General features: G+C 71.5%; 19 protein-coding genes and 1 tRNA gene. 7 read left to right on the top strand and 13 right to left on the bottom strand.

All coding sequences use genetic code 11. The features are described from left to right. Positions 1-192: 192 nt before the first annotated feature. The gene (locus tag QIT00_RS25200; RefSeq protein WP_282537693.1) at positions 193-1347 is read right to left on the bottom strand and encodes a serine hydrolase domain-containing protein; all 1155 of its coding nucleotides are present in this window, start codon (positions 1345-1347) and stop codon (positions 193-195) included. A 370-nt stretch (positions 1348-1717) separates the two neighbouring features. Between QIT00_RS25200 and QIT00_RS25195 the strand changes: the two genes are divergently transcribed. From QIT00_RS25195 to QIT00_RS25185, 3 genes are all read left to right on the top strand, one after another. After that, positions 1718-2089 carry an SsgA family sporulation/cell division regulator gene (locus QIT00_RS25195; RefSeq protein WP_282537665.1) on the top strand — a complete coding sequence of 124 codons (372 nt, stop codon included), beginning with the start codon at positions 1718-1720 and terminating at the stop codon, positions 2087-2089. A 93-nt stretch (positions 2090-2182) separates the two neighbouring features. Next, positions 2183-5458, top strand: a complete 3276-nt coding sequence (locus QIT00_RS25190; RefSeq protein ID WP_282537664.1) for a S41 family peptidase — start codon at positions 2183-2185, stop codon at positions 5456-5458. A 101-nt stretch (positions 5459-5559) separates the two neighbouring features. Then, positions 5560-5886, top strand: coding sequence for a hypothetical protein (locus QIT00_RS25185; protein ID WP_282537663.1), 327 nt, complete (start codon positions 5560-5562; stop codon positions 5884-5886). Between the two features lie 174 nt (positions 5887-6060). Here QIT00_RS25185 and QIT00_RS25180 read toward each other — a convergent pair whose 3' ends face one another. The 3 genes from QIT00_RS25180 to QIT00_RS25170 are packed head-to-tail and all read right to left on the bottom strand — an operon-like array spanning position 6061 to position 9424. Then, positions 6061-6936, bottom strand: a complete 876-nt coding sequence (locus QIT00_RS25180; protein WP_282537662.1) for an SDR family oxidoreductase — start codon at positions 6934-6936, stop codon at positions 6061-6063. Next, complete coding sequence (locus tag QIT00_RS25175; RefSeq protein WP_282537661.1) at positions 6933-7877, bottom strand: alpha/beta fold hydrolase; 945 nt, start codon at positions 7875-7877, stop codon at positions 6933-6935. The genes QIT00_RS25180 and QIT00_RS25175 overlap by 4 nt, the downstream gene beginning before the upstream one ends. Next, entirely contained in the window at positions 7874-9424 is a 1551-nt protein-coding gene (locus QIT00_RS25170) for a flavin-containing monooxygenase (protein ID WP_282537660.1), read from the bottom strand. Before QIT00_RS25170 ends, QIT00_RS25175 begins: the two co-directional genes overlap by 4 nt. A 229-nt stretch (positions 9425-9653) precedes the next feature. On the opposite strand from QIT00_RS25170, the gene QIT00_RS25165 reads away from it, so the two are divergent. Beyond that, on the top strand, positions 9654-10274 hold the full coding sequence (locus QIT00_RS25165; RefSeq protein WP_282537692.1) for a MerR family transcriptional regulator: 621 nt from the start codon (positions 9654-9656) through the stop codon (positions 10272-10274). A 53-nt stretch (positions 10275-10327) separates the two neighbouring features. On the opposite strand, the gene QIT00_RS25160 is transcribed toward QIT00_RS25165, so the two are convergent. Continuing rightward, a complete protein-coding gene (locus tag QIT00_RS25160; RefSeq protein ID WP_282537659.1) occupies positions 10328-11140 on the bottom strand; it encodes an exodeoxyribonuclease III in 813 nt (270 codons plus the stop codon). Between the two features lie 8 nt (positions 11141-11148). On the opposite strand from QIT00_RS25160, the gene QIT00_RS25155 reads away from it, so the two are divergent. Continuing rightward, positions 11149-11628, top strand: coding sequence for a GNAT family N-acetyltransferase (locus QIT00_RS25155; protein WP_282537658.1), 480 nt, complete (start codon positions 11149-11151; stop codon positions 11626-11628). Between the two features lie 142 nt (positions 11629-11770). On the opposite strand, the gene QIT00_RS25150 is transcribed toward QIT00_RS25155, so the two are convergent. The 7 genes from QIT00_RS25150 to galU form a co-directional block, all read right to left on the bottom strand. Beyond that, a tRNA-Ala gene (locus tag QIT00_RS25150) sits at positions 11771-11844 on the bottom strand. 87 nt (positions 11845-11931) lie between these two features. Next, positions 11932-13137 (bottom strand): divisome protein SepX/GlpR, encoded by a 1206-nt coding sequence (gene sepX, locus QIT00_RS25145; RefSeq protein ID WP_282537657.1) that lies wholly within the window; start codon positions 13135-13137, stop codon positions 11932-11934. A 196-nt stretch (positions 13138-13333) separates the two neighbouring features. Then, positions 13334-13981 carry a GNAT family N-acetyltransferase gene (locus tag QIT00_RS25140; protein ID WP_282537691.1) on the bottom strand — a complete coding sequence of 216 codons (648 nt, stop codon included), beginning with the start codon at positions 13979-13981 and terminating at the stop codon, positions 13334-13336. Next, the gene (locus QIT00_RS25135; RefSeq protein ID WP_408909850.1) at positions 13978-14523 is read right to left on the bottom strand and encodes a MogA/MoaB family molybdenum cofactor biosynthesis protein; all 546 of its coding nucleotides are present in this window, start codon (positions 14521-14523) and stop codon (positions 13978-13980) included. The genes QIT00_RS25140 and QIT00_RS25135 overlap by 4 nt, the downstream gene beginning before the upstream one ends. A gap of 122 nt (positions 14524-14645) precedes the next feature. Next, positions 14646-15125: a cyclic pyranopterin monophosphate synthase MoaC gene (moaC, locus tag QIT00_RS25130; protein ID WP_282537656.1), complete on the bottom strand. Its 480-nt coding sequence runs from the start codon at positions 15123-15125 to the stop codon at positions 14646-14648. A gap of 83 nt (positions 15126-15208) precedes the next feature. Continuing rightward, positions 15209-16549, bottom strand: coding sequence for a molybdotransferase-like divisome protein Glp (gene glp, locus QIT00_RS25125; protein ID WP_282537655.1), 1341 nt, complete (start codon positions 16547-16549; stop codon positions 15209-15211). 4 nt (positions 16550-16553) lie between these two features. Beyond that, a complete protein-coding gene (galU, locus tag QIT00_RS25120; RefSeq protein ID WP_282537654.1) occupies positions 16554-17456 on the bottom strand; it encodes a UTP--glucose-1-phosphate uridylyltransferase GalU in 903 nt (300 codons plus the stop codon). A gap of 93 nt (positions 17457-17549) precedes the next feature. On the opposite strand from galU, the gene QIT00_RS25115 reads away from it, so the two are divergent. Next, positions 17550-18164: a 5-formyltetrahydrofolate cyclo-ligase gene (locus QIT00_RS25115; RefSeq protein WP_282537653.1), complete on the top strand. Its 615-nt coding sequence runs from the start codon at positions 17550-17552 to the stop codon at positions 18162-18164. Between the two features lie 15 nt (positions 18165-18179). Here the strand turns inward: QIT00_RS25115 and QIT00_RS25110 are convergent, their stop codons facing one another. Further along, positions 18180-21011, bottom strand: coding sequence for a penicillin acylase family protein (locus QIT00_RS25110; protein ID WP_282537652.1), 2832 nt, complete (start codon positions 21009-21011; stop codon positions 18180-18182). 234 nt (positions 21012-21245) lie between these two features. Here QIT00_RS25110 and QIT00_RS25105 point away from each other — a divergent pair, with 234 nt between their 5' ends. After that, entirely contained in the window at positions 21246-22745 is a 1500-nt protein-coding gene (locus QIT00_RS25105) for a potassium/proton antiporter (protein ID WP_282537689.1), read from the top strand. Positions 22746-22840 lie beyond the last annotated feature (95 nt).

Genomic DNA, 22840 nt, shown 5'->3' with positions numbered 1-22840 from the left:
CGGGCTGAGTTGTGCGGGCGGCGCTGGGTGAAGTGCCCCGATAGGGGCGCTGGGCTGTGACATTTGCGGCTCCGCCACGGGGCGCGACCAGCCACGACGGCGCGAAAGCCGAACGACGGGCAAGGAAAGCCCCTCCGGCGATTGAGGAGCGGGGGCCGGGGGCGGAGCCCCCTGGGGGTGGCCCAGCCGACCTCAGCCGATGACCCCGCGTACCGCCCGTACAAGGGCCTGCGCCCGAGGATCCGCCGTAACCCCCTTCTGGAGCCCATTCGTCACGTACCCGAACGCGATCCCGGACTCCGGGTCGGCGAACGCGAGGGGGCCGCCGCGGCCGGGGTGGCCGAAGGAGCCGGGGGCGAGCAGCGGGGACGCGGGGCCGTGCAGCATGTAGCCGGGGCCGAAGCGGGTGTTCACGACGAGCACCCGGTCGGGCCCCGCCGACTCCTCCGTACGCGCGAGAGCGAGCGTCGCGGGCGCGAACAGGCGGGCGTGGCCGTCGACTTCACCGATCAGTCCGGCGTAGAAGCGGGCCAGGGCGCGGGCGGTGGCGATGCCGTTGGAGCCGGGCAGCTCGGCGGCGCGGTACGCGGCGGAGTTCTCGTCGGGCGTGCTGAGCGCGGCGAACGCCCGCCGGGTCAGCGAGGACGGGTCCGCGTAGGCCTCGGCGACGTTCCGCTTGGGCCGCAGCCGCAGCGCGCTTCCGCCCGACGGCTCGGGCGGCTCGACGGGCCCGACCCGGCCGACGCGGTGCGCCTGCCCGGCGGGCAGCCCGAGCCACAGGTCGAGGCCGGCCGGCCCGGCCAGCTCCTCGGCCAGCCAGCGCTCGATGGTCCGCCCGGTCACGCGCCGCACCAGCTCGCCGACGAGCCAGCTGTACGTCTGCGCGTGGTAGCCGTGGTCGGTGCCGGGCTCCCAGGCGGGGGCCTGCGCGGCGACCGCCTCGGGTCCGGTGCCGAGGTCGGCCATGGCTATGGGGTGGTCGAGCGCGGGCACGCCCGCGCGGTGCGAGAGCAGGTGGCGTACGAGGGTCCGCTCCTTGCCGTGGGCCTTGAACTCGGGCCAGTACGTGCCCACGGGGGCGTCCAGGTCCAGCAGTCCGCGCTGGTGCAGGAGCAGCGGGACGGCGGCGGCGACGCCCTTGGTCGCGGAGCGGACGATCTGGGCGGTGCCCTGCTGCCAGGGCTCGTCGCCGTCCACGTCCCGGGTGCCTCCCCACAGGTCGACGACCTTGCGGCCGTGCCGGTAGACCGCGACGGCGGCGCCGCGCTCGCCCCGCTCGGCGAAGTTCCTCACGAAGGCGTCCTCGACGGGACCGAACCCCGACGCCACACTGCCCTGGACGTCCACGTCCCCGCCCTTTCCGTCTGCTGCTGTGTCCGGCTTCGTCACGTGCCGACCCTCTATGGTGCAACGTTCTACGGTGCAACGTTCATCTACCGATGCGGATTCCGGGGCGCTCGGGGGGCTGCGCGCAGGATTTTCGGGCAGGCGTCGGGGCGAGGAGGAAGCGGAGCTGGTGCGACTGCCGTGCGGTACCCCGGATCGTGACTGCTCAACCACCCGATCACGACGGGGTTTTGTCCGGTATGTCACGTGAGGCGGACGTCACTTCGCCCAGAGCAGCTCCCGGGAAATATGCGACATTAGGGATGTAACGCCGGAATGCCGGAACGCCCTGAGTGTTCGCCGTCGGTTCGATGAAGTTGAGGAGCGCGCGATGTCCGCCGCCGTGGTCGAGGAAAAAGCACGGGCCCATCTCGTCACCGATGCCCCGGACGGCCACCGCGCGATCCGCGTCGCCCTGCGGTACGACCCCGAGGCGCCGGACGCGGACATCCGCGTCGCGGTCCCCGGATCGCCGGGCGACGTCGAGTGGGACCTGCCGCGCGCGCTCCTGGAGAAGGGCCTGCGCACACCGACCGGCACCGGCTCCGTACGGGTCTGGCCGTGCGGCCGGGTGCAGGCGGTGATCGAGTTCCACTCCGAGTCCGGGGTGATGGTGCTCCAGTTCGACTGCGTCGCCCTGGTCCGCTTCCTGCGCCGCACGTACGCGGTCACGGCCACGCCCACCACCTCTTCCACCGTGTGAGTCACCCGTAGGCGGAGGCCTGTGCCGGTGCGCGCCGTGCCGGGTGCTGTGTCTCAGGTTGCCGCACCCTTCGTACGGGAAAAGCATGGTGACGTGAGAGACGCCGCATACCTCCGCTTTCCGCATCTGCACAACAACCTCCTCTGCTTCGCCGCCGAGGACGATCTCTGGGTGGCCCCCATCGCCCCGGAGGGAGCGGTCCCCGAGCGGGCCTGGCGGCTGACCGTGGACCGCACCCGGATCGGCCATCCCCGCTTCTCCCCCGACGGCACCCGGATCGCGTTCACGACCTGGCGCAGTCTCGACCCGGAGATCCATGTCGTCCCGGTCTCGGGCGGACCGGCCACCCGGCTCAGCTACTGGGGCAGTACCGACACCAAGGTGTGCGGCTGGTCCCCCGACGGCGACATCCTCGCCGTCGCCTCCCACGGCCAGCCCTTCTCGTACTTCACCTGGGCCTACACCGTGCACACCGACGGCTCCCCGGGCGGCAAGCTGCCCTGGGGCCCGGTGGACGACATCGCGGTCGGCGAGCTCGACGGGGAGCGCCGCACCCTGCTGCTCACCGGCCGGCCCCCGCACGAGCCGGCCGCCTGGAAGCGGTACCGCGGCGGCGCCACCGGACGGCTCTGGCTGCACGGCGAGCGACTGCTCCCGGATCTGCACGGGCACTTCTCCAGCCCGATGTTCGTCGACGGCCGGATCGCCTTCCTCTCCGACCACGAGGGCATCGGCAACCTCTACTCCTGCCGCCCCGACGGCTCCGACCTGCGCCGCCACACCGACCACGACAGCTTCTACGCCCGGCACGCCGCCGGCGACGGCGAGCGCGTCGTCTACCAGTGCGCGGGCGAGCTGTGGATCGTGGACGAGCTGAGCGCCGGGTCCAAGCCCCGCAAGCTCGACGTCCGCCTCGGCGGCCCGCGCGCCGGCCGCCGCGTCTACCAGGTCCCGGCCGCCACCAACCTGGACGCGCTCGCCGTGGACGAGACGGGCCGGGCCAGCGCGGTCGTCGTCCGCGGCAGCCTCTACTGGCTCACCCACCGCGACGGCCCGGCCCGCACGATCACGGACAGCCCTGGCGTACGGGTCAGGCTGCCCGAGATGACCGGCCCGGGCGGCCAGGTCGCGTACATCACGAGCGCGGACGGCGCGGACGCCGTCGAGATCGCCTACCTGCCGCGGGCCAGCGGCGACCGGGAGCCGCGCCGGCTCGCCTCGGGCGAACTCGGCATCGTGCAGGAGATGATCGCCGACCCGGAAGGCGAACGCCTCGCCATCGCCTCGGACGACGGGCGGCTGCTGCTCCTCACTGTGTCCGAAAATGCGGCTGACGCCGCGGGGACGGAGGAGTCCACCGGGGAGGTCACCGAGCTGATCCGGTCCATCAACGGGCCCGTGCGCGACCTCGCGTTCTCCCCCGACGGGGCCTGGCTCGCCTGGTCGCACCCGGGGATCGGCCGCTCGCTGCGGCAGATCAAGCTGGCCCGGATCAAGGACCGCACGATCGTCGACGTCACCAACGGCCGCTTCGAGGACGAGAATCCGGTGTTCACGCGGGACGGCCGCTATCTGGCGTTCCTGTCCTGGCGCGGCTTCGACCCGGTCTACGACGTGCACACCGGCGACCTCTCCTTCCCGCTCGGCTGCCGCCCCTATCTCGTACCGCTGTCCTCGGCCACGCCCTCGCCGTTCGCGCTCTCGCCGCACGGGCGGCCCGCGGCGGGCGGGCTCGATCCGGACGAGTCCGCAGGCGAGGGCAAGACCGTCATCGTGGAGACCGAGGGCCTGGAGAACCGGGTCACGCCGTTCCCGGTGGCCGCGTCCAAGTACTCCGCGCTGCAGCCGGTGAGCGGCGGCGGCCTGGTCTGGATGCGCTGGCCGATCTCCGGCGCGCTCGGCGAGACCTTCGCCAACCCCACGGACACCTCGGGCCGGCCGAGCCTGGAGCACTTCAACATCGCCAAGGCCCGCAGGACCGAGCTGGTCGACCACCTCGACATGTTCGCGCTCAGCGGCGACGGCAGTCGCCTGGTCGTCGTGGACGAGGGCGAGCTGCGCGCCGTGCCCGCCACCGAGCCCGGCGACGGCGACTCCACGGTCTGGATCGACCTGCGGCGCGTCATGCACGAGGTCGACCCGGCCGCCGAGTGGCGCCAGTCGTACGCGGAGGCGGGCCGGATCATCCGCGCCTACTTCTGGGACCCCGGCATGTGCGGCGTCGACTGGGACGCGGTGCTCGACCAGTACCGCCCGCTGGTCGAACGGGTCGCGTCCCCCGACGAGTTCGCCGACCTGCTCCGCGAGGTCCTCGGCGAACTGGGCACGTCGCACGCGTACGTCACGCCCGCGCGGCGCAACGAGGGCCCGCCGCACTACCAGCGCGCCCAGGGCCTGCTCGGCGCCAACCTGGTCTGCCGGGACGGGGTCTGGCTGGTCAAGCGGATCCTGCCCGGCGAGTCCTCGGACTCCAAGGCCCGCTCCCCGCTCGCGGGCGCCGGCATCCGCGAGGGCGCGGTGCTCACCCACGTCGACGGCCGGCCGGTCGACCCGGTGCGGGGCCCCTATCCGCTGCTGGCGGGCGCGGGCGGCACGACCGTCGAGCTGACCTTCCAGCCGGCCGAGGGCGAGGGTCGCGCGCGCCGCGTGGCCGTGGTCCCGCTGGTCGACGAGCGCCCCCTGCGCTACCAGGACTGGGTGGCCAAACGCCGGGAGGTCGTACGGGAGTTGAGCCACGGCAAGTGCGGCTATCTGCACATCCCGGACATGGGCGGCTCGGGCTGGGCCCAGTTCAACCGCGACCTGCGCATGGAGATGTCCCGCCCGGCCCTGATCGTGGACGTACGGGGCAACGCGGGCGGCCACATCAGCGAGTTGGTGATCGAGAAGCTCACCCGCACGATCCTCGGCTGGGACCTGACCCGCAACGCCCAGCCCGTCTCGTACGCCTCAAATGCCCCGCGCGGCCCGGTCGTTGCCCTCGCGGACGAGGCGACCTCCTCCGACGGCGACATGATCACGGCCGCGTTCAAGCTGCTCGGGCTCGGACCGGTCGTCGGTCAGCGCACCTGGGGCGGCGTGGTCGGCATGACCGGGCGGCACCGGCTCGGCGACGGCACGGTCATCACGGTGCCGATGAACGCCGCGTGGTTCGACGCGTACGGCTGGGAGATCGAGAACAAGGGTGTCGAGCCGGACCTCGAAGTGCTGCGCACCCCGCTGGACTGGGCGGAGGGCCGGCACGCCCAACTCGACGACGCCGTAAGGCTCGCGCTCGACCTCCTGGAGCGGCACCCGGCGGCCGTGCCGCCGGACCACTCCGACGTCCCGGACCGGCGGCGGCCGAAACTGCCGCCGAGAGGGCTGTGACCTGGCCGGTAACGGAGTGCGACAGATCGAAATGCGGCTTTCATCCCCCCGTGCAAGGCTGAGTCTCGCCCCACCCCACCACTTCCCAGGAGTGAAAACACATGGGCATGAAGGACCAGTTCAACGAGAAGTCCGAAGAGCTCCGCAACAAGGCCAAGGACGCGATGGGCTCGAAGGAAGAGACCCCGCAGCGCGGCCAGCAGCCGCAGCGCGGTCAACAGCAGCCCCAGCGCGGCCAGCAGGACCCGCAGCGCGGTCAGCAGCAGCCCCAGCGCGGCCAGCAGGAGCAGCAGCGCGGTCAGCAGGACCCGCAGCGCGGCCAGCAGGCCCGCGAGCAGGCCTCGGAGCGCAACTCGGACCTCCGCGACGAACGCGAGCGCACGACGCAGGAACAGCAGGACCGGTTCAACCAGAACTACGAGTCCTGACGCTCGCCGCAGGCACGTGAAGGTGCGCCCGTACGAAACGTACGGGCGCACCTTTCTGCACTGCTGTGGGCAGATGTTCCGCAGGGCGATGGGGGTCCCCCCTGCTCGAGCGAAGCCGAGAGCTTGGGGGAGGGTGGGCACAGCCCCACGACGACGGTCACATGACGTGCGACCTCAGCCCCGACGGGCAGCGTCGTCCGCCGCACCCCCCGCTCCGACGAGCCCCCGCGAAACCTCCCCGAGCCGAGGCTCGAACCTCCGCATCTCCCGCTGCCCGACGGTAGCGATGACCCCCGGCAGATACCCCCGCAGGGACTGCATCCCGCGCAGCCACCACTGCGCGTACACATGCGCCGAGCGCCGCTCGATCCCCGCCACGATCCGGTCCACGGCAGGCCCGAGCGGGTACGTCTTGTTCGACGGCCACGGAAGCCGCTGCCGCAGCTCCCGCATCACGTCGTCCGAGTCCGCCCCGCGCACCATGTCGGTGTCGGTCCACGACAGGTAGCCCACGCCGACCTTCACGCCCTTGTAGCCGACCTCGGCGCGCAGCGAGTGCGCGTACGCCTCCACGCCGGACTTGGACGCGCAGTACGCGCTCATCATCGGCGCCGGAGTGAGCGCCGCGAGCGAGGCGATCTGCAGCAGGTAGCCGCGCGACTCCATCAGGACCGGCAGGAACGCGCGGCCGGTCACCGCGGAGCCGATCAGGTTGACCTCGATCACCCGCCGCCACGCCACCGGGTCGGACTCGGTGAACGGACCGCCGCTGGCCACACCCGCGTTGGCGACGACGATGTCGACCTTCCCGAACCGCTCCTTGACCTCCTGCGCGACCCGCGCCATGGCCTCGTGGTCGGTGACGTCGGCGTGCCAGTAGTCGCTCTCGCTGTGCAGCCGCTCCGAGACCAGCTTCAGCTCGTCCGGTTCGAGGCCGACCAGCGCGACCTTGGCCCCGCGCGCCGACAGCTTGCGGGCGAGCAGCTCACCCACGCCGCGCGCCGCCCCGGTGACGACGGCGACCTGCCCTTCCAGGCTGACCTTGCTCATGCGCCCTCCCTGACCTTTTCGTTCCGTACGTACGTACCGACGAGTTCCCGGATCTTCCCGCTGACCGCCCCCGGCGCCTCCACCGGGGTCATGTGGCCGAGTCCCGGCAGCTCGGTGAGGCCCACGCAGTTCGGCAGCGCGGCGACCAGGGCCCGGGAGTGCACGGCGGGCGTCAGCCGGTCGACGGTGCCGACGAGCACGGCGGTCGGCGCGGTCAACCGCCGTACGTCCGCGGCCAGATCGAGCGTCTCCAGTACGTGCGACCAGCCGTACCGCACGAGGCGCGGGCAGGCGTGCACGATCCGGGCGCAGGCCTCGACCTTGTCCGGCGCCGAGCCGGGGCCCATGGTCGCGAACCGCAGCACCTTCTTCCCGACGGGTGTGACCGGCCCGAGCGGGGCCCGCGAGCCGAGCACGGCCTTGGTGAGCCTCGTGCGCAGCTTGCCCGCGCGCATCGGGACGACGGTCGCCTCGTCGAGGAGGTTCCAGCCGCCGGTGCTGCAGAGCAGTACGGCGGCGGCGTGCTCCTTCAGCTTCGCCCGCCCGGCAGCGGCCATCAGCGTCATACCGCCCATGGAGTGCCCCACGAGCACGGCCTTCTCGCCGGGCGCGAGGGCCGCGCCGAGCACCGCCTCCAGGTCGTCGGCGAGCGCCCGCGCGCTGTAGCCGGAGGCGTCGGGGGCCGCCGGGCTGCGCCCGTGCCCGCGCTGGTCGTACGCGATGACACGGTGATCGCGCGCCAACTCCCGTATCTGCGCGGCCCAGAAGGCGGTCGAGCAGGTCCAGCCGTGGGCGAGCACCACGACGGGAGCCGCGGGGTCGTCGAGGGGGCCGTGCATCTCGACGTGGAGGCGGGAGCCGTCCGCGGAGACCGCGGTGAGCTCGCGGGCGGCGGCGGGCGGGGCGTAGGGCCCGGATGCGACGTGGGTCAGCCGGCTCATGCTCCGGCCTCGACCTTCTTCTTGCGGCCCTTCCCGGAAGGCCGGTCCGTCCCGGCGTCCTTGGGCGGCCGTACGACCTCGTACTCCCCGAGGTCCACGCGCTTCGTGGCCGCGCGGAACTCGGTGGTGGTGCCGGGCCAGACGGTGGTGTTGACACCGTTCTCGTCGAGGTACCAGCTGGTGCAGCCGCCGGTGTTCCACACGGTGCGCTTCATCCGCTCCTGGACCTTCGCGTTCCAGGAGGTGACGGCGGCGGGCCTGGCGTCGAGCGCCGCCCTGCCACCGAGGACGTCCAACTGCCGCATGTAGTCGGCGAGATAGTTCAACTGGGCCTCGATCATCAGGATCATCGAGGAGTTGCCGAGCCCGGTGTTGGGGCCGATGACGGTCAGGAAGTTGGGGAAGCCGTCGACGGCCGCGCCGCGCATCGACTGCACGCCGCCCTTCCAGTGCTCGGCTAGCGTGCTGCCCCCGGCGCCGATGACGCGCTCCGCGATCGGCATGTCCGTGACGTGGAAGCCGGTGCCGAAGATGATCGCGTCGACCTCGGCCTCGGTGCCGTCGGCGGCCACGACCGTGTTGCCCCGCACCTCGGTGAGACCGCTCGCGACGACGTCCACGTTGGGCCGCGCGAGGGCCGGGTAGTACGTGTTGGACAGCAGGATGCGCTTGCAGCCGATGCGGTAGTCCGGGGTCAGCTTGGCCCGCAGCGCCGGATCCTTGATCGCGCGCCGCATGTTGGCCTTGGCCAGGGACTCGACCATGCCCAGCTCGTTCGGCCGCTTGGTGAAGGCCTGCACCTGGAGTTCCCGGATGCCCCACAGCACGCCGCGCCGCGCCTGCGTGGTGAACGGCAGCTGCCGGTGCAGCCAGCGCTCGACGCCGCTGATGGCCCGGTCGGCCCGCGGCATGACCCACGGCGGGGTGCGCTGGAAGAGGGTGAGGCTGCCGACCTCGCGCTGGATCGCGGGCACGATCTGGATCGCCGACGCACCCGTGCCGACCATCGCGACGCGCTTGCCGCGCAGGTCGTAGTCGTGGTCCCAGCGCGCCGAGTGGAAGACCTTGCCCTCGAAGGAGTCGAGGCCGGGGATGTCCGGCGTCTTCGGGTCGGAGAGCGGCCCCGCCGCCGAGACGACGACGTCGGCGGTGAGGCGGCTGCCGCGTGCCGTCTCTATCTCCCAGTGCAGCTCCTCGGCGTTCCAACGCATCCGCGTCACCTCGGAGTTGAAGCGGATGTGCGGCCGCAGCCGGAAGACGTCCGCGACATGCTCCAGGTACGCCCGGATGTGTTCCTGCCCGGAGAAGGCGCGCGGCCAGTCCGGGTTGGGGGCGAACGAGAAGGAGTACAGGTGCGAGGGCACGTCGCAGGCGCACCCCGGATAGCTGTTGTCCCGCCACGTGCCGCCCACCGAGTCGGCCCGCTCCAGGACGACGAAGTCGGTGATGCCCTCGCGGCGCAGCCGGACGGCGGCACCGAGCCCGCCGAACCCCGACCCGATCACCGCCACCCGCACGTGCTCGCGCTCGCGCTCCTGCTCGGCCATGCCGCCGCCTCCCGCACTCCACGACTATGCCAGTGATTACTGGCGCAGTTGGGAGAGTAGAGCAGCTCCTTACTCATGGGTAGGGGTCGGACCGAAGAAAGTTACCGCCGGTACTCCCACCCGTCGCCCGACCACCGCCCCTCAACGGGCCCCTTACGGGCCACAGCGCTTGTCATAGGGTCGGGGCGTGCCCGAAGAACCGCAGAACCGCGCCCCCCGCGAATACCGCATGGACGAACTGGCCGCCGCGGCCGGCATCACCGTGCGCACCCTGCGCTTCTACCGCGAGCGCAAGCTGCTCCCCCCGCCCCGCCGCGAGGGCCGCATCGCCTGGTACGACGAGCACCACCTGGCCCGCCTGCGCACGATCACCGCACTCCTGGAACGCGGCCACACCCTCAACGCCATCGCCGACCTCACCGACGCCTTCGAGTCCGGCCGCGACGTCGGCGAGATCCTCGGCCTCGCCGGAGCCCCCACCGAGGAGACCCCGGTCCGCCTCACCCCCGAGGAACTGGCGGACTACTTCGAGGGCGAGGTCACCCCGGAGAACCTCCAGGCGGCCCTGGACCTCGGGTACATCGGCACCGACGGCGACGAGATCGTGCACATCAGCCGCCGCCTGCTCGACGTCTCGGCGGCCCTCGTCCGCGAAGGCGTCCCGCTCGCCGAGGTACTCGCGGCCGGCCGCAAGGTACGTGAACACGCCGACGCCATGGCCGAGTTGTTCATGACGATCCTGCGCGACCACACCCCCGAGTCCGACCCCGAGAAGCTGCGCCCGCTCGCGAAGGCGGTCGTGGAGGCGGAACTCTCCCTGGCCATGGACCGCCGCCTCAGCAATCCGTAAGGCGCGGGCGTCTACAGGTGAGCCCGGGCGCCCAGGGGACGGGGAGACGCCCCCTACAGGTCGTAGACCACCGTCACCGGCGCGTGGTCGCTCCACCGCTCGGCGTGCGTCGCGGCCCGCTCCACGTACGCCTTGACCGCCTTGCCCGCGAGGCCCGGCGTCGCCATCTGGTAGTCGATCCGCCAGCCCGTGTCGTTGTCGAAGGCCCGCCCGCGGTACGACCACCACGAGTACGGCCCCTCGACGTCCGGGTGCAGCTCGCGCACCACGTCGACGTAGGCCTCCAGGACCTCGCTCAGCCAGGCCCGCTCCTCGGGCAGGAACCCGGCGTTCTTCCTGTTGCCCTTCCAGTTCTTGAGGTCGGCCTCCTGGTGGGCGATGTTCCAGTCGCCGCACACCACGACCTCGCGGCCGTCGGCCGCGGCCAGCTCCTTCAACTCCCGCAGGTGGACGAGGAATTCGGCCATGAACCGCTCCTTCTCGTCCTGCCGGTCCGTGCCGACCTCACCCGAGGGCAGATACAGGCTCGCCACCGTCACGCCCGGCAGATCCACCTCGACGTACCGCCCGCTGGAGTCGAACTCCTGCGAACCCCAGCCGATCCGCACCCGGTCGGGCTCGCGCCGCGTGTAGAGCGAGACACCCGCGCGGCCCTTCGCCGCCGCGGGCGCGTGCACCACGTGCCAGCCCTCCGGCGCCCGCACCGAGTCCGGCAGCTGTGCCGCCTCGGCCCGCACTTCCTGCAGGCACACGGCGTCGGCGTCGGTCGCGGCCAGCCACTCCACGAAGCCCTTCTTGGCGGCGGCACGCAGCCCGTTCACGTTCACGGTGGTCACATTCAGCACCCCGACACGGTACCGGCACACTGGAGCGCATGGACATCAGACCGACGCCGTACGACCACCCCGACGCGATCAAGCTCAGCAACGAGGTACTGCGGGAGTACGCCCAGCGCTACGGCGAGGAAGAGGGCGACGCCACCCCGCTCGCCCCGTCGATGTTCCAGCCCCCGCACGGCCTCTTCCTGCTCGCCCACGACGCCCTCGACCGCCCCGTCGCCACCGGCGGCTGGCGCACCCAGGACGCCAACGACGAGGGCTACGCGGACGGCGACGCCGAGATCAAGCGGATGTACGTGATCGAGCAGGCCCGCGGCCAGGGCCTGGCCCGCCGCATACTCGCGCTCCTGGAGGCCGACGCCCGCGCCGCCGGCCGTACCCGCATGGTCCTGGAGACCGGCGACCAGCAGCCCGAGGCCATCGCCCTCTACGCCTCCGAGGGCTACACCTTCTGCGCCAAGTTCGGCTACTACCGCCACTACGACTCCAGCCGCTGCATGGCCAAACCGCTGTGAGCCCGCTCACTCCTGGCTGAGCGCCGCCCACTCGCCGTCACCTCGCCCCGTACCGCGCTCCCACCCGGGTCCCGGGGCGGGGACAGTGCGCGAACAACGCGAGAACCCCGCCGGATGAATCCGACGGGGTTCTCAATTGCGGTGGACCTGAGGGGATTTGAACCCCTGGCCCCCTCGATGCGAACGAGGTGCGCTACCGGACTGCGCCACAGGCCCTTGCAACGAGAGAAACATTAGCACCCTCACCGGGGTGCTTGGAAATCCGTTCCCTCGCGGCTCCCGCGCTGGTCAGATCCCCGGCCGTCACTCGTTGGCCGCGCGCGGCCGGTCGCCGTCCGCGTACTGGTCGAAGAGCGGCGTGCGACCGCGCTCGCGGCTGCGGCGTGCGGCCGCCCGGCGCGCGGGCGCCTCGCTCCCGGAGCTCCCGGAGCGCGTGCCCCGCCGCGGCTCCTCCTCGGCCGGCTTCGCCGTCTGCTCGGCCTCCGCCTCCTTCGGCTGCCCGGCCGCGCTGGACCGGGCCGAGCTCCAGGTGTCGGGGGCGCTCAGGTCGATCCCGCCGGTGGCGCGGGGCGCGACCGGGGCGGTGACGTACGTCGGCAGCGGCACCGGCACGGGCTCCCAGCTGTCGCCGCGCGCCGCACCGCGGCCCCGCTCGCGCTGCTGGTCGACCCACTCGGCGTGATCGGTCTGCTCGACCAGGGCCCGGCGGTCGGCGGCGAGCGCGGAGAGGCCGGGGTTCTCGGCGGGGTCGGCGCCGTGACCTTCCTCGGCCGACTCGTCCGTGCTCTCGGCCGGGGCGGGCCTGCGCCCGGCGGGCCGCCGCTCCCGCAGCTGCCTCGCCGCGGCCTCGGCCCGGCGCCGGTCCATCGTGTACGTGTAGCGGCGCCGCTCCTGGGCCCGCAGGTAGACGATGTACGTGCTCAGGAGCACCGCGGGCACGCCGGGCGCCCACAGGAACGCGAAGCCGCCGACGGCCGCGACGATCGAGCCGAGCGTGAACGCGAGGAACAGCACCACCGTCGTACGCCGGCGGCGTGCGAGCACCTTGGTGCGCCGGGCGCGCGCGGCGGCCGCTGCGGCCTCCGAGCGCGCGGCCCGCTGGGCCCTCTCGGCGCGCGCGGCATGCGCGGCCTGCTCGTCCTTGGCCGGGCGGCGCGCGGGGCGCTGCTCCTGCCGGGGTTCTCGCGGCTGCTCTCGCGGTCTCGGCTGTTCGCCGCGCTGCTCGCCGTCCTCGGACACGGCGAAGGCCCGGACGTCGACGGATCCCGTGAGGGATTCCGTCGCGGCGTCCGGGTCGGCCATGGGCTCTTCCCCTTCGGTACGCGCCCGCAGATCCTTGGCGTACCGACGCTCCATCCCCGCCCGCCCGGAAAGCAGGCGGATGGCGGTACTGAAGCGTTCCGTCGGACGGGCTTCGTTGAGCTCGTCCTGCCTACGGAGCCACATCGGCACCAAGTAGGCGGCCCAGGCCCCGACAATGACTGCGTAGATGAGGCCGCTGCTGCTCACGCCTCACACGGTAGAGGGGTTTCGTTGAGGCCATCTGCCAATTCCGCCGGTGTGTCGCACGATCTGGCTGATATCTCGAACTTTTTTTGTGACTGATGCGATCAGCAGGCTTCGAGAGCAGGACAACCAGAGGCACCGGAGGCATATTCGTGGTCAATCTGCGCTCTTTTTCGAACACACATTTTATTTCGCGGAGTCAGGCCGTGTTCCGTGGTGTGTCCTTCGGACTGTTTCCGGATCGCCGCTGGTGCCAGCGGGTGAGCAGCCCTTCCGGGACCTCTTCCGCGGTGAGCGCGAACACGAGGTGGTCCCGCCAGCCGCCGTCGATGTGGAGATAGCGCGGGCGCAGCCCTTCCTCACGGAATCCGAGTTTCTCCACGACCCGGCGGCTCGGGGTGTTCTCGGGCCGAATGCAGACTTCGACGCGATGCAGACCCACGCTCCTGAAGCAGTGGTCGACGACGAGCGCGACGGCCGTCGGCATCACTCCGCGCCCGGCCACCGACTGGTCGACCCAATAGCCGATATGGCCCGAGCACATCGAGCCCCAGGTGATCCCGGCGACCGTCAGCTGGCCCACCAGACGGCCCTGGTACTCGATCACGAAGGGCAGCATCCGGCCGGCGTTCGCCTCCGCGCGCAGATGGCGCACCATCTGCCGGTAGGTAGGCCGGGCCGTGATCGGACCGGCGGGTCCGGGCGGCGGAATCGTGGCTTCCCAGGGGCGCAGCCAGTCGCGGTTGCGCTGGTTGACCTCCCGCCAGGCGCGCTGGTCGCGCAGCTTTATGGGGCGGAGGACGACATCGCCGTCCGCGAGGCGCGCGGGCCAGGCAGGGCTGTTCAGCTCGGGCTCCCGGTGGCTCCGGTGCCGTGGCCGGCGTCGGGGACTGCGTCCGGTCTGGGGTGGTCGCCGCCGCGGATCTGGTCGACGGCGTGCACGAGCAGCGGTTCCAGTACGGCGAGTCCGTCCCGTACGCCGCCCGTGGAGCCCGGCAGGTTCACGATCAGGGTGCCGCCCGCGAGGCCGGCGAGGCCGCGGGAGAGGGCGGCCGTGGGCACCTTGTCCCGGCCGTACGCGCGGATGGCCTCGGCGATGCCGGGGACCTCGTGGTCGAGGACGCGGCGGGTGGCCTCGGGGGTGCGGTCGGTGGGCGAGAGGCCGGTGCCGCCGGTGGTGAGCACCACGTCGTACCCGGCGTCGACGGCGGCGCGCAGGGCCTGCTCGACCGGGTCGCCGTCGGGCACGATCTGCGGGCCCTCGACCTCGAAGCCGAGCTCGCGCAGGCCCGCGGCGAGGATCGGGCCGCCCTTGTCCGCGTACACCCCGGCGGAGGCGCGGTTGGAGGCGGTGACGACGAGGGCCGTCATGCCCCGCTCGGCCTTCATGCCCGGCTCGGCCTTCATGCCCGGCTCGGCCTTCATGCCCGGCTCGGCCTTCATGCCCCGCTCGGCCTTCATGCCCCGCTCGGCCTTCATGCCCCGCTCGGCCTTCATGCCCGGCTCGGCCTTCATGCGCGGCTCCAGTCCCCGGACTTGCCGCCCGTCTTCTCCTCGACGCGGACGTCGGTGATGACGGCGGCCTTGTCGACCGCCTTCACCATGTCGATCACCGTGAGCGCGGCGACGGTGACGGCGGTCAGGGCCTCCATCTCGACGCCGGTGCGGTCGGTGGTCTTCACGGTGGCGAGGATCTCCACCGCGTCGTCGGCGACGGCGAGTTCGACCTTCACCCCGGAGACCGCGAGCGGGTGGCAGAGCGGGATCAGGTCGGGGGTGCGCTTGGCGCCCATGATGCCCGCGATCCGGGCGGTGGCGAGGGCGTCCCCCTTGGGCACGCCCTCGCCCCTGAGGAGTTCGATCACGCGCGGTGACACCAGGACCCGGCCGCTCGCACGCGCGGTGCGCGCGGTGACGTCCTTCTCCGATACGTCGACCATCCGGGCGGCGCCCGCCTCGTCGATGTGCGTCAGTCGGTCCTGCGTACTCATCTGCTGTGCGCTCCCCGGTCAGGGCTCGGGCGGGCCGTGGTGGGCCTCGTGTGGGCAGCCACGGTACCCGCACGGGGCGGGGCTCAGCGGAGCAGGATCACGTCGAGCTCGGTGCCCGGGGCGACCTCGGCGGTGTCCTCGGGGACGACGATCAGGGCGTCCGCGTGCGCCAGGGCCGCGATCAGGTGGGAGCCGGAACCACCCACGGGGGCGACGGTGCCCTTCTCCTCGTCGTACCTCCCGCGCAGGAACTGGCGCTTGCCGGAGGGGGAGGTCAGCGGCTCGCGGCTGTCGAGGGCGGCGCGGACGGTGGGGCGGCTGACGTCCTTCAGGCCCATGAGGGCGCGGATCGCGGGGCGGACGAACAGCTCGAAGGAGACGTACGAGCTGACCGGGTTGCCGGGGAGGGCGAGCAGCGGGGTGTGGTCGGGGCCGATGGAGCCGAAGCCCTGGGGCTTGCCGGGCTGCATGGCGAGCTTGCGGAACTCGATGCCGCTGCCGGACTCGCTGCCCTCCTCCCAGTCACCGGCGCCCTGGAGGGCCTCCTTCACGACGTCGTACGCCCCTACGGAGACGCCGCCCGTGGTGACCAGGAGGTCGGCGCGGATCAGCTGGTCCTCGATGGTGGCGCGCAGGGTCTCGGCGTCGTCGGCGACGGCGCCCACGCGGTAGGCGATCGCGCCGGCGTCCCGGGCGGCGGCGGTGAGGGCGAAGCTGTTGGAGTCGTAGATCCGGCCCTCGGTCAACTCCTCGCCGGGCTGGGTCAGTTCGCTGCCGGTGGAGAGGACGACCACGCGCGGGCGGGGGCGCACCCGGACCGTGCCGCGGCCGATGGCGGCGAGCAGGGAGATCTGCGGCGGGCCGAGCACGGTGCCGGCGGCGAGTGCGCGCTCGCCGGACCGGACGTCGCTGCCGCGCGCGCGGACGTGGGCGCGGGCCTTCGCGGGGCGGTGCACGCGGACCTCTCCGGAGGCGCCCTCGGGGGCCAGGCTGTGCGGCGTCATCGTGCCGACCGGGCCCTCGCCGAGGCCGCCGTCGGTCCACTCCACCGGGACGACGGCCTCGGCGCCGGGCGGGAGCGGGGCGCCGGTCATGATGCGGGCGGCCTGGCCGGGGCCGACGGTGAGATTGCCGGGGGCGCCCGCGGCGACGTCGCCGATGACCTCCAGGACGGCGGGGAACTCTTCGGTGGCGCCGGCCACATCGGCGGTGCGGACCGCGTACCCGTCCATCGAGCTGTTGTCGAAGGGCGGCAGCGAGACGGGCACCGTGACGTCCTCGACCAGGACGCAGCCCTGGGCGTCGAGGAGTTGCAGCTCGATGGGGTCCAGCGGGTGGACCGTCGCGAGAATGTCCTCAAGGTGCTCGGACACCGACCAGATGGGGGCCCGGCCGGTGTCCTCTGCCGTCGTGCTGCTGCTCAAGGTGCTACATCTCCTCGGTGACGTAACTGCGAAGCCAGGCCCGGAAGTCCGGGCCCAGGTCTTCACGTTCGCACGCGAGTCTGACAATGGCACGCAGATAGTCGCCGCGGTCTCCGGTGTCATAGCGGCGGCCCTTGAAGACGACGCCGTGCACGGGGCCGCCGATCTTCTCGTCCGCGGCCAGTTGCTGGAGCGCGTCGGTCAGCTGGATCTCGCCGCCGCGGCCGGGCTCGGTCTTGCGGAGGACGTCGAAGACGGCGGGGTCGAGGACGTACCGGCCGATGATCGCGAGGTTGCTGGGGGCGTCGGCGGGCTCGGGCTTCTCGACGAGGCCGGTGACCTTGACCACGTCGCCCTCGCCGGTGGGGTCGGCGGCGGCACAGCCGTAGAGGTGGATCTGGGCCGGGTCGACCTCCATGAGCGCGATGACGCTGCCGCCCTCGCGGGCCTGGATGTCGACCATGCGCTGGAGCAGGGGGTCCCGGGCGTCGATCAGGTCGTCGCCGAGGAGGACCGCGAAGGGTTCGCTGCCGACGTGCGGGGCCGCGCAGAGGACGGCGTGGCCGAGGCCCTTGGGGTCGCCCTGCCGGACGTAGTGCATGGTCGCCAGGTCGCTGGACTCCTGGACCTTGGCGAGGCGGCCCTGGTCGCCCTTGCGGCGGAGGGCCTCTTCCAGCTCGTAGTTGCGGTCGAAGTGGTCCTCGAGGGGGCGCTTGTTGCGGCCCGTGACCATCAGCACGTCGGACAGACCGGCTGCCACGGCCTCCTCGACCACGTACTGGATCGCCGGCTTGTCGACGACCGGCAGCATCTCCTTCGGGGTGGCCTTCGTGGCCGGGAGGAAGCGCGTGCCGAGGCCTGCTGCCGGGATGACAGCCTTGGTGATCGTGGGGTGCGACTCAGTCATGCCCTGCACCCTAACCGGTGCGATTGTTCGGAACATGTGCGTCCGGTTAATTGATTCGCTTAGGCCAGGATATGAGGGGTTTGTGAGTTGGCTGTGAGCCACAACAGCACCGGCGACAAGACTGACAAGGCTGACAAGGCGACGTTGCGCGGAGAACTCCTCGAAGCGAGGCGCCGGTTGACAGCAGATGACGCGCAGGAGGCGGCGGCGGTTCTCGCCCGGCGGGCCCTCGAACTCGATGAGCTGGCTCAGGCGCACACGGTCGCCGCGTACGTGTCGGTCGGCCGCGAACCCGGCACCCGCGCGCTGCTCGATGCCCTGCACGCGCGCGGGGTGCGGGTTCTGCTGCCGGTGCTCCTGCCGGACAACGACCTCGACTGGGGCCTCTACGCGGGCACTGAGCACCTCGTACGCGCGGGGCGCGGGCTCCTGGAGCCGGACGGGGCGCGGCTCGGGCCCGACGCCGTCCTCGGCGCCGACGCGGTGCTGCTCCCCGGTCTCGCCGTGGACGGCCGCGGGATGCGCCTGGGGCGCGGCGGCGGCTCGTACGACCGGGTGCTCGCCCGGCTCTCGCACGCGCGCGTGCAGCCGCCGCTCGTCGTACTCCTCTACGACGACGAGGTGGTCGCGCGGGTCCCGGAGGAACCGCACGACCACCCCGTGCACGCGGTGGTGACCCCTTCCGGGGTCCGGAGATTCAGGTCCTGATCGGAACGGGGTCGGTCACGGCCTGAGCACCAGGTCGTTCTCCGCCTCCGCCTCGACCGCCTTCTCCGAGTAGGCCCAGTCGAGCAGCTCGCCCTTGACCCACTTCTCGGTCTGGTCGGTGTAGTTGGGGCTGTACGCGTGCCCCGACGCACCGGTGAGGTTGATCCACTTCGACTTGTCGAAGTCGCCGAGGTTCACCACCATCCGCATCGACGGGACCCAGATCACGCTGTACCCGCCGGCCGCGTTCCAGCCCGTGGCGTTGACCGCGGCCTCGCCGCCGCCGAGCTCCCAGGGGCCGCGGTTGAGCAGCCACTGGATGAAGCCGGGGCCCTCGGTGCCGAGGGTCTGGTTGTCCAGCTGCAGGCGGTGCAGACGGCCCCAGCTCCAGCTGTCGATGTCCTTGCCGAGCTTCGCGGTCAGCTCCCAGCGGGCGTCCTCCATGGCACGCGCGAAGAGCTGGTCACGGGTCTTGGTCTCGGAGTCCGTACGCGTGGAGGGCGACTGCCACCACTCGTTGTCCTCGTCGTCGAGGATGGAGCGGACCACCTCGAACCAGCGGTCACCGCCGTCCGGCTGCGCCGCGTCCGCCGCCCGCTCGCCGCACTCGCGCACGCGCTCGTCCGGGTCGTCGACCGGGCCGGTCTTGTCGGCGGGCGGCACGTTGATGCAGGACCCTTCGACGCGCAGCTCCTTGGGCAGCTTGTTGCCGAAGGACAGCTTCAGGATGTTGCGCCAGACCGCGTTGAAGTACGCGGCCGCCGCCGAGTCGGCGTCCTGGGTGTAGTCCCAGCCCTCCAGGAGCTGCTGCGCCTCGCGGACGTACGGGTCGGACACGTCGATCTTGAGCAGCTTGGGCGTGAGCATCTTGGCGATCTCACTGCTGTTGTCCAGCTGCATCGTGCGCATGTCCTCGGTCGAGATCTTGCCGCCGTTCTCCAGCTTCGACTCGATGAGGTCGTTGATGCGCTGGCTGCGCGCTCCGTAGCCCCAGTCCTTGGTGAGCTCGTAGGGGTACTTGGAGTCGGTCACCGCCTGGTTGGCCGTCACGATGTACCCGCGCTCGGGGTTGTACTCGTACGGCAGGGCGCTCTGCGGGATGTATCCGGTCCAGCGGTACGCCGGGTCCCAGCCGGGGGCGGGGAGCGTGCCGTCGTGGTTCTTCGCGCGCGTGGGGATCTTTCCGGGGGCCTGGTAGCCGATGTTGCCCTCGGTGTCGGCGTAGATCAGGTTCTGCGAGGGGACCTCGAAGTCGGCCGCCGCCTTGCGGAAGTCCTGGAAGTTCTTCGCCTTGTTGAGCGCGAACACGGCGTCCATGGACTTGCCGGGGCTCAGCGCCGTCCAGCGCAGGGAGACCGCGTACCCGTCGGCGCGGTCGGGGGCGGAGCTGCTCACCGGCGCCTCCTGGCCGACCTTGCCCAGCTCGTCGTTGCGGTCCGAGACCACCGGGCCGTTGTTGGTCTCTCTGACCACGATGTCCTTGTCCTCGCCGCCCGCGACCTTGATGGTCTCCTTGCGGGTCTTGAACGGCTCGACCTTGCTGCCGTACTGGTAGCCGTCGCCCTGGATCTTCTCCAGGTAGAGGTCGGTGACGTCGGCGCCGAGGTTGGTCATGCCCCAGGCGATGTCCTGGTTGTGGCCGATGACCACGCCCGGCATGCCGGAGAAGGTGTAACCCGAGACGTCGTACTGGCACTTCGCCGAGACGCCGCGGCAGTGCAGGCCCATCTGGTACCAGATCGACGGCAGCTGGGGCGCGAGGTGGGGGTCGTTGGCGAGCAGCGGCTTGCCGGTGGTGGTGTGGTCGCCGGACACGACCCAGGAGTTGGAGCCGATGCCGTTGCCGTTCGGACCTATGGCGTCGGGGAGTTTGTCGAGGACGTCGGAGAGGCCGGACATCTGCGTGGTCAGGCCGCCCGCCGTACTGCCGCCACCCGCGATGCCGTTGCCGGTTCCGGTTCCGGTGCCCGCGCCGGTTCCTGTGCCTGTGCCTGTCCCTGTCCCTATGCCTGTCCCGGTTTCGGTTCCCGTGCCGCCCGCGGCGGACTGCTCCTCGACCGAACTGCCCTCGGGGTCGTACGTCTTGGAGTCCCCGGAGAGCCCGCCCTCTTCGACGATCGGCTTGTGCAGGTCGTACGGGTAGTCCGGGTACAGGTCCTGGATCTGCTTCGGGCCGAGGCGGCCGTGCATCAGGGAGCGGTCGATCTCGTCCTGCATGTTGCCGCGCAGGTCCCAGGCCATGGCCTTTAGCCAGGCCACCGAGTCGACCGGGGTCCACTCCTCGATCTTGTAGTCGTTGGTGAACCCCAGGGCCGCGTACTCGACGGAGACGTCGGCACCGTCCTTGCCCTTCAGATAGGCGTTGACCCCCTTGGCGTACGCCTGGAGGTACTTCTTGGTCTCCGGGTTCAGCTTGGTGTCGTACTCCCGCTGCGCGACGTGGTGCCAGCCGAGGGTGCGCAGGAATTCATCGGTCTCGACCTGGCTCTTGCCGAACATCTCGGAGAGCCGACCGGAGGTCATGTGACGCCGGACGTCCATCTCCCAGAAGCGGTCCTGCGCCTGCACATAGCCCTGGGCCATGAACAGGTCCTCGTCCGACGAGGCGTAGACCTGCGGGATGCCGCTGCTGTCACGGCGGACGTCGACCGGTCCCGCCAGGCCGTCGAGCTGGATCGAGCCCTTGGTCTGCGGCAGCGAGGCGCGCACCGTACTGATGCTCCAGTACGAACCGAAGGCCACACCCGCGACGACGGCAAGGACCAGTGCGATCACGACGAGGCGGGCACGTCGCCCCTTCTTCTTGCCGGTCTTCTGGCCGGAAGAGGCGCTTTCATTGGCGGGCATCGCTGTCCTTGCTGTCCTTCGAGCGGCTGGTCGGCCGAGCTGGCCGTGCGGTCCGGGAAGTGCTGGGAGCAACCATAGGACGAGGGCATGACGGCCATGGACGCGGTGTGGATAACTCAGGCCCGCGACGGCTGTTGAGCCCGGACCGGCATCAAGGAAGCGTTAACGATTAGGTAAGGTAACGAAGTACCCGCTCTTCCGCGCCTTGTCTCGCGCCCCTGAAAGGAACAGCCACTGACTGTCCATCAGCTCAACGAGCTCCTTCTCGTCTGCTCCCTCGTACTGCTCCTCGCGGTCGCGGCCGTGCGCGTCTCCTCGCGCAGCGGTCTGCCGAGCCTGCTCCTGTACTTGGGGATCGGCATCGCGATCGGTCAGGACGGATTCGGCAACGTCGTCTTCGACAACGCCGAGTTGACCCAGGTGATGGGCTACGCCGCGCTTGTGGTGATCCTGGCCGAGGGTGGTCTGGGGACGAAGTGGAAGGAGATCAAACCCGCGTTGCCGGCGGCGGCCGTCCTGTCGCTGTTCGGTGTCGCGGTGAGCGTGGGCATCACGGCGGCGGGCGCGCACTACCTCGTCGGGCTCGACTGGCGGCAGTCACTGATCATCGGAGCGGTCGTCTCCTCGACCGACGCCGCCGCCGTCTTCTCCGTACTGCGCAAGGTGCCGCTGCCCTCGCGCATCACCGGCGTCCTCGAAGCGGAATCCGGCTTCAACGACGCCCCCGTGGTCATCCTGGTCGTGGCGTTCTCCACCACGGGCGCCATCGGCGAGTGGTACGTCCTGGTCGGCAAGATCGCCCTCGAACTCGCCATCGGCGCCGCCATCGGGCTCGCGGTGGGCTGGCTCGGCGCGTACGGCATCCGGCACGTCGCGCTGCCCGCCTCCGGCCTCTACCCGATCGCCGTGATGGCCATCGCGGTGTCCGCGTACGCCGCCGGCGCACTGGCGCACGGAAGCGGATTCCTCGCCGTCTATCTGGCCTCGGTGGTGCTCGGCAACTCCAAGCTGCCGCACTGGCCCGCCACCCGCGGCTTCGCGGACGGGCTCGGCTGGATCGCGCAGATCGGCATGTTCGTCCTGCTCGGCCTGCTCGTCACGCCCAGCACCCTGCTCGACGACATCTGGCCGGCCATCCTCATCGGCCTGGTCCTGACCCTCTTGGCGCGGCCCGTCTCGGTGTTCCTCGCCCTGGTGCCGTTCCGCCTGCCCTGGCGGGAGAGGGCCCTGATGTCCTGGGCCGGACTGCGCGGCGCGGTGCCCATCATCCTGTCGACCATCCCGATGGTGACCGGCGTCGAGGGCAGCGAGCGGATCTTCAACCTCGTCTTCGTCCTGGTCGTCGTCTACACCCTCATCCAGGGCCCGACCCTGCCCTGGCTGGCCAAGGCTCTCGGGATCGGCCGGGGCGAGGAGGCGGCCGACCTGGGCGTGGAATCCGCGCCCCTGGAGCAGCTGCGCGGGCATCTGCTCTCGGTGGCGATCCCCGAGGAGTCCAAGATGCACGGCGTCGAGGTCGCGGAACTGCGACTGCCCGCGGGTGCCGCCGTCACCCTCGTCGTCCGGGACAACGAATCGTTTGTGCCGTCCCCGACCACCGTGCTCCGGCACGGCGACGAGCTGCTCGTCGTCGCCACGAACCCGGTGCGGGACGCCACCGAGCGCCGCCTGCGCGCGGTCGCCCAGGGCGGCAAGCTGGCGGGTTGGCTGGGGACGGGCGGGTCTTCCTCGTAGAGGTGGTCCTCCTCGTAGAGGTGCGGGTTTTCCGGGTGAGGGGGTGCGGGTTTACGGGTGAGGGGTGCGGGTTTTGCGGCCTGCCCCGGCAATCA

Origin of the sequence: Streptomyces luteolus (assembly GCF_029968015.1) — a bacterium.
Taxonomy (GTDB): domain Bacteria; phylum Actinomycetota; class Actinomycetes; order Streptomycetales; family Streptomycetaceae; genus Streptomyces; species Streptomyces luteolus.
This window is presented reverse-complemented; position numbering and strand designations above follow the sequence as displayed.

Bases quoted from the DNA above. Each gene is read 5' to 3' on its own strand.
- QIT00_RS25195 (WP_282537665.1), top strand. From the start codon at position 1,718: ATGTCCGCCGCCGTGGTCGAGGAAAAAGCACGGGCCCATCTCGTCACC.
- QIT00_RS25135 (WP_408909850.1), bottom strand. From the start codon at position 14,523: ATGAAGGCCGAGCGGGGCATGACGGCCCTCGTCGTCACCGCCTCCAAC.
- QIT00_RS25155 (WP_282537658.1), top strand. From the start codon at position 11,149: ATGGACATCAGACCGACGCCGTACGACCACCCCGACGCGATCAAGCTC.
- moaC (WP_282537656.1), bottom strand. From the start codon at position 15,125: ATGAGTACGCAGGACCGACTGACGCACATCGACGAGGCGGGCGCCGCC.
- QIT00_RS25110 (WP_282537652.1), bottom strand. From the start codon at position 21,011: ATGCCCGCCAATGAAAGCGCCTCTTCCGGCCAGAAGACCGGCAAGAAG.
- QIT00_RS25180 (WP_282537662.1), bottom strand. From the start codon at position 6,936: ATGAGCAAGGTCAGCCTGGAAGGGCAGGTCGCCGTCGTCACCGGGGCG.
- QIT00_RS25170 (WP_282537660.1), bottom strand. From the start codon at position 9,424: ATGGCCGAGCAGGAGCGCGAGCGCGAGCACGTGCGGGTGGCGGTGATC.
- QIT00_RS25185 (WP_282537663.1), top strand. From the start codon at position 5,560: ATGGGCATGAAGGACCAGTTCAACGAGAAGTCCGAAGAGCTCCGCAAC.
- QIT00_RS25175 (WP_282537661.1), bottom strand. From the start codon at position 7,877: ATGAGCCGGCTGACCCACGTCGCATCCGGGCCCTACGCCCCGCCCGCC.
- galU (WP_282537654.1), bottom strand. From the start codon at position 17,456: ATGACTGAGTCGCACCCCACGATCACCAAGGCTGTCATCCCGGCAGCA.
- QIT00_RS25165 (WP_282537692.1), top strand. From the start codon at position 9,654: ATGGACGAACTGGCCGCCGCGGCCGGCATCACCGTGCGCACCCTGCGC.